This is a genomic window from Micromonospora globispora (genome assembly GCF_003857015.1).
GTDB classification, from domain to species: Bacteria; Actinomycetota; Actinomycetes; order Mycobacteriales; family Micromonosporaceae; genus Micromonospora; species Micromonospora globispora.
The window spans coordinates 1-9,869 of the sequence record NZ_QGGF01000515.1; the positions used below are offsets into that span (position 1 = coordinate 1).

At 72.9% G+C, this 9,869-nt stretch carries 10 protein-coding genes; 3 read left to right on the forward strand and 7 right to left on the reverse strand.

Going from position 1 to position 9,869, the window contains the following annotated elements:
* A partial coding sequence (locus DKL51_RS27690; RefSeq protein ID WP_148097859.1) for an ATP-binding cassette domain-containing protein occupies positions 1–581 on the forward strand: 581 nt, incomplete at its 5' end.
* Positions 581–2,329 carry an ABC transporter ATP-binding protein gene (locus DKL51_RS27695; protein ID WP_109943195.1) on the forward strand — a complete coding sequence of 583 codons (1,749 nt, stop codon included), beginning with the start codon at positions 581–583 and terminating at the stop codon, positions 2,327–2,329. The genes DKL51_RS27690 and DKL51_RS27695, both read left to right, overlap by 1 nt.
* An 86-nt stretch (positions 2,330–2,415) precedes the next feature.
* On the opposite strand, the gene DKL51_RS27700 is transcribed toward DKL51_RS27695, so the two are convergent.
* Positions 2,416–3,156 (reverse strand): DUF4142 domain-containing protein, encoded by a 741-nt coding sequence (locus DKL51_RS27700; protein ID WP_109943196.1) that lies wholly within the window; start codon positions 3,154–3,156, stop codon positions 2,416–2,418.
* A 122-nt stretch (positions 3,157–3,278) separates the two neighbouring features.
* Between DKL51_RS27700 and DKL51_RS27705 the strand changes: the two genes are divergently transcribed.
* Positions 3,279–3,728: an MFS transporter gene (locus DKL51_RS27705; RefSeq protein WP_165823036.1), complete on the forward strand. Its 450-nt coding sequence runs from the start codon at positions 3,279–3,281 to the stop codon at positions 3,726–3,728.
* A 5-nt stretch (positions 3,729–3,733) separates the two neighbouring features.
* On the opposite strand, the gene DKL51_RS27710 is transcribed toward DKL51_RS27705, so the two are convergent.
* From DKL51_RS27710 to DKL51_RS27740, 6 genes are all read right to left on the reverse strand, one after another.
* The gene (locus tag DKL51_RS27710) at positions 3,734–4,915 is read right to left on the reverse strand and encodes an ROK family protein (protein WP_109943198.1); all 1,182 of its coding nucleotides are present in this window, start codon (positions 4,913–4,915) and stop codon (positions 3,734–3,736) included.
* A gap of 28 nt (positions 4,916–4,943) precedes the next feature.
* Positions 4,944–6,203, reverse strand: coding sequence for a sugar ABC transporter permease (locus tag DKL51_RS27715; protein ID WP_109943199.1), 1,260 nt, complete (start codon positions 6,201–6,203; stop codon positions 4,944–4,946).
* Positions 6,200–7,027: an ATP-binding cassette domain-containing protein gene (locus DKL51_RS27720; RefSeq protein WP_109943200.1), complete on the reverse strand. Its 828-nt coding sequence runs from the start codon at positions 7,025–7,027 to the stop codon at positions 6,200–6,202. Before DKL51_RS27720 ends, DKL51_RS27715 begins: the two co-directional genes overlap by 4 nt.
* A 102-nt stretch (positions 7,028–7,129) precedes the next feature.
* The gene (locus DKL51_RS27725; protein ID WP_109943201.1) at positions 7,130–8,233 is read right to left on the reverse strand and encodes a sugar ABC transporter substrate-binding protein; all 1,104 of its coding nucleotides are present in this window, start codon (positions 8,231–8,233) and stop codon (positions 7,130–7,132) included.
* 224 nt (positions 8,234–8,457) lie between these two features.
* A complete protein-coding gene (gene ybaK, locus DKL51_RS27735; protein ID WP_109943203.1) occupies positions 8,458–8,937 on the reverse strand; it encodes a Cys-tRNA(Pro) deacylase in 480 nt (159 codons plus the stop codon).
* Between the two features lie 50 nt (positions 8,938–8,987).
* Positions 8,988–9,869: THUMP-like domain-containing protein (locus DKL51_RS27740; protein WP_124812660.1), on the reverse strand; the 882-nt coding region annotated here is incomplete at its 5' end.

The following is a 9,869-nucleotide window of genomic DNA, read 5'->3' on the forward strand; positions in this document are numbered from 1 at the left end:
CGATGGCCGACCGGCTCGGCCGGTACGTGGACGGGGACGTGACGCTGCACGGCGTACCGCTGGGGGACATGGCGCTGGCGACGGTGCGCGAGCGGATCCTGGTGGCCGACAACTACGCGCACCTCTTCACCGGCCCGCTGCGGGCGGAGCTGGACCCGCACGACGCGGCGGACCGGGCCACGGTCGAGGCGGCCCTGGTGGCGGCGAGCGCGACGGACATCGTGGACGCGCTTCCCGACGGGCTGGACAGCCGGGTGGCCGAGCGCGGCCGGGAGTTCTCCGGCGGCCAGCGGCAGCGGCTGCGGCTGGCCCGGGCGCTGGTCGCCGACCCGGAGACGCTGGTGCTGGTCGAACCGACCAGCGCGGTGGACGCGCACACCGAGGCCCGGATCGCCGACCGGCTCGGCGCCGCCCGGCGCGGCCGGACCACGCTGGTCTGCACCACCAGCCCGCTGGTGCTGAGCCGGGCCGACCAGGTGGTCTTCGTGGAGGACGGCAAGGTGGTGGCCGAGGGGCCGCACGAGGAGCTGCTCGCCGCCGAGCCGCGGTACGCGGCCACGGTCAGCCGGGAGGAGGACTGATGAGCACCGCCCTGCCCGTCGCCGACGCGGATCAGGTCCGGCGGTATGCCCGTACGCTGGTCCGCCGGCATCCGCGCGGCCTGGCCGCGGCGCTCGGCCTGCACGCGCTCGCCGCCGCCGCGGGCCTGGTCGCGCCCCGGCTGCTCGGCGACCTGGTGGAGGGGATCTCGCGCGGCGCCTCGACGGTCACCGTCGACCGGATCGCGCTGGCCATCGCCGGGTTCGTGGTCATCCAGTCGGTGCTGGTCCGCTTCGCCCACCTGGCCTCGGCCCGGCTCGGCGAGCGGGTCCTCGCCGAGCTGCGCGAGGCCTTCGTCGACCGGGTGCTCGCCCTGCCGCTGTCCACCGTGGAGCGCGCCGGCACCGGGGATCTGCTCACCCGGACGTCGCGGGACGTCTCCGCGCTCTCCCGGACGGTCCGGTTCGCGGTGCCGGAGACCCTGATCGCGGCGGTGACCGTCGTGCTCATCGGCGGCGCGCTGGTGCTGACCGGACCGCTGCTGGCGCTGCCCTGCCTGCTGGCGGTGCCGGTGCTCTGGGCGGGCACCCGCTGGTACCTGCGCCGGGCGCCGGAGGGCTATCTGCGGGAGAACGCCGCCTACTCCGACATCACCGACGGGATCAGCGAGACCGTCGAGGGGTCGCGGACCACGGAGGCGCTGCGGCAGCAGGCCCGCCGCCGGGCCCGCACCGCCGGGGACATCCGCCGCTCGTACGCCGCCGAGCGCTACACCCTCGGGTTGCGGACCGTCTTCTTCCCGGTGGCCGAGATCGGGTACGTGGTGCCGGTGGTCGCCACGCTGGTCATCGGCGGCTGGTTCCACCTGAAGGGCTGGGTCACCCTGGGCCAGGTCACCGCGGCGACCCTCTACGTGCAGCAGCTCGTGGACCCGATCGACCGGCTGCTCTCCTGGCTGGACGAGCTGCAGGTCGGCGGCGCCTCGCTGGCCCGCCTGCTCGGCGTGGCCGGCGACCGGCCGACTTCCCCGGCGGCAGCGGCCCCGACCGGTGCGGCGGACGGGGACCGGCGGGTCGCCGCCCGGGACGTCCGGTACGCCTACCGGGAGGGGCACGACGTGCTGCACGGGGTGACGCTGGTACCCCGGCCGGGGGAGAAGCTGGCCATGGTCGGCCCGTCCGGGGCCGGCAAGTCCACCCTCGGCCGGCTGCTGGCCGGGGTGCACGCGCCCCGGTCCGGTTCGGTGACCGTGGCCGGCCGCCCGCTGACCGAGCTGCCCCTGGACGAGCTGCGCCGACACGTCGCGCTGGTCACCCAGGAGCACCACGTCTTCATCGACACCCTGGCGGAGAACGTGGCGATGGTCCGGCCGGAGGCGAGCGACGCGGACGTTTGTGCCGCGCTGGCCGCGGTGGACGCGCTGGGCTGGGCCGAGGCGCTGCCGGACGGGCTGGCCACTGTGGTCGGCGCGGGCGGGCACCCCCTCTCCCCGGCGCAGGCGCAGCAGCTCGCCCTGGCCCGGCTGGTGCTCGCCGACCCGCACACCCTGGTGCTGGACGAGGCCACCTCGCTGATCGACCCGCGGGCGGCCCGGGAGCTGGAACGGTCGTTGGCCGCCGTGCTGGCGGGGCGGACCGTGATCGCCATCGCGCACCGGCTCTTCTCGGCGCACGACGCCGACCGGGTGGCGGTGGTGGAGGACGGCCGGATCGCCGAACTGGGTTCGCACGACGAGCTGGTCGCGGCCGGCGGCTCGTACGCGGCCCTCTGGCGCTCCTGGCACGGCTGAGGGCGTTCCTGGCACGGCTGGCGGGGCTCCTGGCACAGCTGGCGTAAGCGACGGCCCCCACCCGACGGGGGCCGTCGCGGTGGGCGTCAGCTGCGGCGGAGGATGCGGTAGGTGGCGAAGCCGCCGGTGCCGAGGGCGGCGAGGAAGACCAGCCAGACGACGGTGGTGCTGACCTCGACGCCGCCACCGGTGCCCGCGCTGGCGGCGGCCGCCGCGACCAGCGAGTCGCTCTGCGCCGGGGGCAGGGCGGCGGGCGGGAGCTGCTGCCAGCGGACCAGGCCGGTGCTCTCCAGCATCGCCATGTGGTCGGAGACGAACTTGTTCGCCTCGTCGGCGAGCTTGCGGACGGTGGCGTCCCGGGTGCTGGCCCGTACCGCGCCGATCACCGGGAAGATCTTGCCGTGCGCCACCCGGAGCCGAGTCACGAAGATCTGGTCGAACCGGGCGCCGGTGGCATTCTGCAGCTCGGCGAGCCACCCCTTCTGCTCGGCCGTCGGCTCGGTCGGCAGGGTGGCACCGAGCTTGTTGGCGGCGTTCACCACGAGCTGGTCGAGCACCCCGTGCTGCCGGGCGATCTCCGCCCCGATCTCGCGTACCCGGGGCGACTGGCCCTTCTCGGCGGCCATCTGCCCGGCCGGCATCTCCCAGAGCCCGGCCAGCCGTACGCCGTTGAGCAGGGTCATGTCGGCGGCGTTGAGCTGCTGACCGGGCGCCGCGACGGCCACCCCGGGGAGGACGCCGAGCGCCGCGACCAGGGTGACGAGCAGCAGCGTCACCCGGTGGGCCCGGTGCGCCGGCCGACGGGGTGCGGATCTGAGCGGTGCCATGGTGTGCGGTGCCTCCTCGGTCCGGGCCGAACGCTTGGCGGACGGGCGCACCCGCCGGCCGCCCGTCCGGACTCTGGTACGGATCACCGGCCCGAACAGTTCACCCGGTTCGGCGACGGGCGTTGCTTGCCCTGGTCGCGCCGCGGGTGCCCCGGTTCGCGGTGTTCACCGTGGGCTTCCTGATCGCCGGCGCGCCCCGCTTCGTGGCGCTGGCGGCGGTCGACCGGCTCTGGGCGGTCTACCTGATCTCGTTCGTGGCCGGGCTGAGCATCGCCGCGGTCAACCCGATCCTCGGCGCGTTGATCTACGAGCGGGTCCCGGAGGAGCTGCGCGCCCGGGTCCTCGGTCCGGCGCACGCCATCTCGTGGGCCGGCATCCCGCTCGGCGGCCTGCTTGCCGGGTGGGCCACGGCCGGTCTCGCATTCCCGGTCGCCTGCCTGCTCTTCGGCGGGGCATACCTGCTGGTCACGCTGGCACCGTTCGTCGCGCCGGCCTGGCGCGAGCTGGACCGTCCATCGCCCACCGTGCACGCACCGGAGCGGGAGCCGAGCCCGGTGGTCCCGGCGGGCTGAGCCGGTCAGCCCACGTCGAGCGGGTCGGCGAGGAGCCGTTCGAAGGCCAGCTCGGCGGCGCCGATCAGCGGGGCGTCCTCGCCGAGTTTCGGGGTCCGCAGCCGGACATGCTCCAGGCAGGCGGGTAGCCCGTTGGAGTTGAGCCGGCTGCGTACCTGGGCGGCCGCGGCGAGGTAGAGGTCGCGCATGGTGCCGCCGAAGATGACCATCTCCGGGTTGAAGATGTTGACCAGGTTGGCCACGCCGAAGCCGAGCCAGTCGCCGGCCTGCCGGACCGCGATCTGGGCGCGGGCGTCACCGCGGTCGGCGGCGTCGAAGACGCCCAGCAGCGCCTCCCGGCCCCGGGCGTCGGAGCGACCGGCGGCCCGCAGCAGAGCGTGCTCGCCGATCTCGGTCTCCCAGCAGCCGCGGCGGCCGCACTCGCACCGGGCGCCGTCGCGGACCACCACCATGTGGCCGACCTCGCCGCCATAGCCGCCGTGCCCGGTGAGTCGCCGTCCGCCGGCGATCATGCCGGCCCCGACGCCGACGTCCCCGTACAGGTAGATGACGTTGTCGCAGCCGGCGGCGGCACCGCGGGCGTGCTCGGCGAAGGCGGCGACGTCCGCCACGTTGCCGACCGTGATGGGCACGTCGACGCCCAGCTCGGCACCGAGCGCCGCGCCGATCGGCTCGTCCACCCACCCGGTGGTGGGGCTGAGCCGGACCAGGCCGTCCTCGCGGCGGACCATCCCGCAGACCGCCAGTCCGACGCCGACGCAGATGGAGGCCGCCGGCACGCTCTGGTGCATCTCCTTGACCGCCGCCGCCAGCAGCGGCGCGGTCTCCCCGGCCAGCAGGTTCCGCGGTCGGTCCAGCTCCCGGCGGTCGAGGACCTCACCGCCGAGACCCACCCGCGCGGCCCGTAGCCGGTCCACCTCGATGCTGTACGCGTACGCGTACACCCGGGCCGACTCGGGCCGGACGACCAGCGACGGTCGTCCGGCCCGGCCGGTCTCCTTCGGCGTCCCCTCGCTGACCAGACCGGCGCCGGCCAGGTCGGCGGTCAGCGCGCCGATGGTGCTGCGGTTGAGCCCCAGCGCGGTGGTCAGTTCCGCGCGGGACGTCGCACCGTGGACGTGGACGTACCGCAGCAACGCGCCCAGGTTCTGCCGACGGATCTCGTCCTGGCTCGGTCCGGTGCGCATTGCGACGGCCATTTCTGTGGAGCGGGGTTCAGCGGGTGCCGGTGGCGGCGGAACGCCGACGGGAGAAGGCGTCCACGCTGGCGGCCAGGAGCAGCACCACACCGGTGACCACGTACTTCACACCCGCGCTGTAGCCCATCAGTCCCATACCGTTGTCGATCACCGCGACCACCGCACCACCGAGCACGGCGTCGAGCACCCGTCCCTTGCCACCGAAGAGGCTGGTGCCACCGATCACCGCCGCGCCGACGGCGTAGAGCAGGACGTTACTGCCACCCGTGTTGGGGTCCACCGAGTTGGCCCGGCTGGCCGCCACGATGCCGCCGACCGCCGCCATCGAGGAGCAGATGACGAAGACGGAGATGCGGATCCGGTCGACGTTGATGCCGGCCCGGCGGGCGGCCTCGGTGTTGCCGCCGACCGCGTAGATGTGCCGGCCGTAGCTGGTGCGCTGGAGTACGAAGGTCCAGACGATCAGCAGCACCGCGATGATCGGTACCACGATCGGCACGCCCTTCAGCGAGACGACCAGCACGTTGCGGCTGCGCTCCAGGTTGAGCACGTAGACCGCGATGCCGAGGATGACGGCGAGCGCGGCGATCCGGGCGAGCACCACCGCGAGCGGGTCGGTGAGCAGGCCACGGGCCGCCCGGTTGCGGTGCCGCAGCAGCTGCACGGCCGCGTACCCGGCGACCGCCACGGCGAGCAGCGCCCAGCCGAGCACCGGGGAGAGGTTGCGGTTGGCGATCGCCACCAGCGTCTCGTCCCGGACCGAGATGTTGGTGCCCTCCTTCATCAGCATCAGCACGATGCCCTGGAAGGCGAGGAAGCCGGCGAGGGTGACCACGAAGGACGGGATGCCGATCTTCGCGACCAGGAAGCCGAGGACCGTGCCGATCACCACACCGGTGACGATCGCGGCGAGCACCGCCACGTACCAGGGGTAGCCGAGCACGGTCACCACGTTGGCCAGGACGGCGGCGCAGACACCGCTGGCGAAACCGGCGGAGAGGTCGATCTCGCCGAGCAGCAGGACGAAGACCAGGCCCATCGCGATCAGAGTGACCGCCGCGCCCTGGGTGAAGAGGTTGGCGAAGTTGCCGGCCGAGAGGAACGACGGCCGCATCATCGCGAAGACCGTGCAGAGCACGATCAGCCCGGCCACCGCGGGCAGCGCCCCCATGTCGCCGCCGCGTACCCGGCGCCAGTAGTTGCGGACGTGGCTGCCGACGCTCGGCTCCGGCGCGACCGCGGCGGGGCCTTCCTTCTGGACGGCGGTGGTGGTCATCGGACGGCTCCTGGGTTGGTGTCGGCGGTCGCGGCGCCGTTGCCGTTGGGGCCCGTGGCCGCGTCGGCGGTGACGAGTCCGAGGTTGCCGGAGCGGCCGGCGGTGATCAGCTCGACCACCTGCGAGTGGGTGATGTCGGTGGTCTTCACCTGGGCGACCATCTGGCCGAGGTAGAGCGCGGCGATCCGGTCCGAGACGGCGAAGACGTCGTTCATGTTGTGCGAGATCAGCACCACGGCCAGCCCGTTGTCGGCCAGCCGGCGGACCAGTTCGAGGACCTGGGCGGTCTGCGCGACACCGAGCGCGGCGGTGGGCTCGTCCAGGATGACCAGCTTGCTGTTCCAGAGCACCGCCTTGGCGATGGCCACGGTCTGGCGCTGCCCGCCGGAGAGGCTGGAGACGTGCTGGCGCAGCGACTTCACCGTGCGGACGCTGAGCCCGGCCAGGGTCTCCGCGGCCATCTGCTCCATGGTCGGCTCGTCGAGCACGATGCCGCTGCGCTTCTCGCGGCCGAGGAACATGTTCTGGACGATGTCGAGGTTGTCGCAGAGCGCGAGGTCCTGGTAGACGACCTCGATGCCGAGCGCGGCGGCGTCCCGGGGGCTGTTGATGCTGACCGGCTTGCCGTCGAAGAGGACCTCGCCGGCGTCGGTGGGGTAGATGCCGCTGATGCACTTGACCAGGGTCGACTTGCCGGCGCCGTTGTCGCCGACCAGCGCGGTCACCTCGCCGGGGTGCGCGGCGAAGGCGACGTCACGCAGGACCTGGACGGGACCGAAGCTCTTGTCGATCCCGCGTAGTTCCAGCAGGGGAGTTGCGGACACGGGGGTCTCCTTTGGACGGAGGGAGGTCGGATCCCGTCCGGCGTGGGCACCGCCCGGCACGGGATGTCCCGTGCCGGGCGGTACCGCCTGAAGCGGGTACGGTCAGCTGATGCCGGCGTCGGCGCAGAGCTTGGCGTAGTTGCCGGTGCAGAGCTCTTCCTTGGTGACGAAGCCGTCAGCCACGACGTCCTTGACGTTCTCCTTGTAGATGGCCTTCGGGGTGAGCAGGACGGCGGCCACGTCGCGGCCACCCTCCGGGTCCTTCACCGTCTGGCCGGTGTCCTTCTTCTCGCCCTTGGCGACCGCGATGGCCAGGTCGGAGGCGGCCTTCGCCTCCTCCTTGATGGCCTTGTAGACGGTCATGCACTGGTCACCGGAGAGGATGTTCTGCAGGCCCTGGACGGTGGCGTCCTGACCGGTCACCGGGACCTTGCCGTTGAGCTTGTTCTTCTTCAGCACCGAGATGGCCGCGTTGCCGAGGCCGTCGTTGGCGGCCAGCACACCGTCGATCTTGCCCTTGGTCTGGGTGAGCATCTGCTCGAAGATGGTGGCGGCCTGGGTGTTGTCCCAGTCCGGAACGGCCTGGTCCGGGCCCTTGGTGTAGTCCTTCGAGTCGAACTTCGGCTTGAGCACCGAGTCGTAGCCGTTCTTGAACAGCGTCGCGTTGTTGTCGGTCGGCGAGCCGTTCAGGTACGCCACCACCGGGTTCTTCGCGCCCTTGTCGGTCAGGCACTTGCTCAGGCCCTCGCCCTGCAGCTTGCCGACGGCCTCGTTGTCGAAGCTGACGTAGTACTGCGCCGAGCCGCCCAGCGTGAGCCGGTCGTAGTCGATGGTCGCGACACCCTGCGACTTGGCCTTGTCCAGGACGGCCTTGCCGGTGCCGGAGTCCAGGTTGACGATCATCAGGGCGGTGACGCCGTTGGTGATCATCTGGTCGGCGATGGTCTGGAACTGGGTCTTGTCGCCCTGCGCGTTCTGGATGTCGTAGTCGACGTTGGCGGCCTTGAAGGCCTCCTCCAGGAACTTGCGGTCCGCGCCCTCCCAGCGGGCGGAGGACTTGCTGTCCGGGAGGATCACGCCGATCTTCGGCTTCTTGTCGGACGAACCGCCGGCCTGGTCGGAGCCGCCGGAGTTGTCGCCGCACGCGGCCATGCTGCCGGTGGCGAGCAGGCCGACGGCGGCGAAGGTGAGGAAGCCCTTGCGCATGTGCACGGGTCCTTTCCGAAGGTGGGGAAGTAGTGGTCGGTGTTGTTTGTTGTGCCCGGCAACGTATTCCGCGTCACACAGAGCGCGCAAGAGTGCCGAGGTCAGAAGTTTGTTGGCGGCGGTAACAATTCAGCAACGCGACTGTCACCCCGCTGTCACCTGGTTGAGAGCGCTCCCTGCTCACGGCCGTGTTCAGCGCCGGTCGGGACCGCTTCGGCGGCCGCTCACCGGGTCGCGACCGGGGCGGTGGTGGCGCCGGTCAGGGCGATCAGATCCGCGGCGGCGAGCTGGAGCTGGAGGCCCCGCCGGCCGGCCGAGACGTAGATGGTGGGGTGGTCCAGCGCCGACGAGTCGAGCACGGTCGGCAGGCGCTTGCGTTGACCGAGCGGACTGATGCCGCCGCGGACGTAACCGGTCGCCCGCTCGGCGACGGTGCGGTCCGCCATGGTGGCCCGCTTGCCGCCGACCGCCGCGGCGAGGGCCTTCAGGTCCAGCTCCCCGGTGACCGGCACGACCGCGACCGTGAGCGCACCGTCGACCTCGGTGACCAGTGACTTGAAGACCCGCTCCGGCGGCACCCCGAGCGCCGCCGCGACCAGCGCGCCGTAGTTCGACGCGTCCGGGGAGACGTCGTACGGGTGGGTGCTGTGCCTGATCTTCCGCTGCGCCAGCAGCGCGGTCGCCGGAGTGCCCTGTCCCGCCATGCCGGACAAGCTAACCCGGGCCCCGTCGGCGGGCGAGCCGACAATCGCCGTCAGGCCGGGACCGGTCGGCAGATCAGCACCGTCGGCGCCCCGGCCACCCGGGTCAGCACCAGGCTCGCCGCCGCGTCGCCCGCCAGCTTCAGCTCCCGGCGCAGCTTCTCCGGCTCCAGCGCCGAGCCGCGCTTGAGGATCTCCACCCGGCCGACCCGCCGGTCCCGCAGCAGCGCGCGGAGCCGCTTCAGCGAGAACGGCAGCACGTCGGTGACCTCCAGGCAGCGGCCGAACGGCGTACGCGCCGGGGCGTCGGTGTAGAGGTAGGCGATGCTCGGGTCGGCCAGCGTCGCGTCCAGCTCCCCGGCCAGCTCGGCGACCAGGTGCGCCCGGACCACCGCCGGGTCCGGGTCCAGCACGAAGCGCCGTACCGCGCCGACGGCCGCCTCGGCGTCCCCGGCGCCGGTCAGGACGTGCGGCAGGTCGCCGCGGAGCAGGGTGGCCCGGCGGGGGACCTCGGCGAGGCGCCCGCACCAGAGGGCCGCCTCCACCAGGTCGCCGTCCACACTCACCCACTCCGCCTCGGCGCCCGCCGGGATCAGCGCGTGGTCCAGCCCCGGGGCCACCTTCACCACGGTGTACGGCACCCGCTCCGCCAGACCCGTCACGAAGTCCCACGGTGGTGAGTACGCGTTCGGGTCGAAGATCCGCCGTCCGGTGCCGGCCTTCCGCCGCGCCGGGTCGCAGAAGACGCCGTCCACCCGGCGCACGTCGAACGCGGTCGCGTCGCCGCACTCGATGGTGACCAGCTCGGCCAGCCCGGCCGCGTCGGCGTTGGCCGCGGCCATCGCGGCGGTCACCGGGTCGGCCTCCACGCCGTACACCTGGATGCCGGCGCGGGCGGCGGCGAGCGCGTCCGCGCCGAGGCCGCAGCCCAGGTC

Excerpts from the sequence above, each read along its gene's own strand:
- DKL51_RS27695 (WP_109943195.1), top strand. The coding sequence starts at position 581 with ATGAGCACCGCCCTGCCCGTCGCCGACGCGGATCAGGTCCGGCGGTAT.
- DKL51_RS27700 (WP_109943196.1), bottom strand. The coding sequence starts at position 3,156 with ATGGCACCGCTCAGATCCGCACCCCGTCGGCCGGCGCACCGGGCCCAC.
- DKL51_RS27710 (WP_109943198.1), bottom strand. The coding sequence starts at position 4,915 with ATGCGCACCGGACCGAGCCAGGACGAGATCCGTCGGCAGAACCTGGGC.
- DKL51_RS27715 (WP_109943199.1), bottom strand. The coding sequence starts at position 6,203 with ATGACCACCACCGCCGTCCAGAAGGAAGGCCCCGCCGCGGTCGCGCCG.
- DKL51_RS27725 (WP_109943201.1), bottom strand. The coding sequence starts at position 8,233 with ATGCGCAAGGGCTTCCTCACCTTCGCCGCCGTCGGCCTGCTCGCCACC.
- ybaK (WP_109943203.1), bottom strand. The coding sequence starts at position 8,937 with ATGGCGGGACAGGGCACTCCGGCGACCGCGCTGCTGGCGCAGCGGAAG.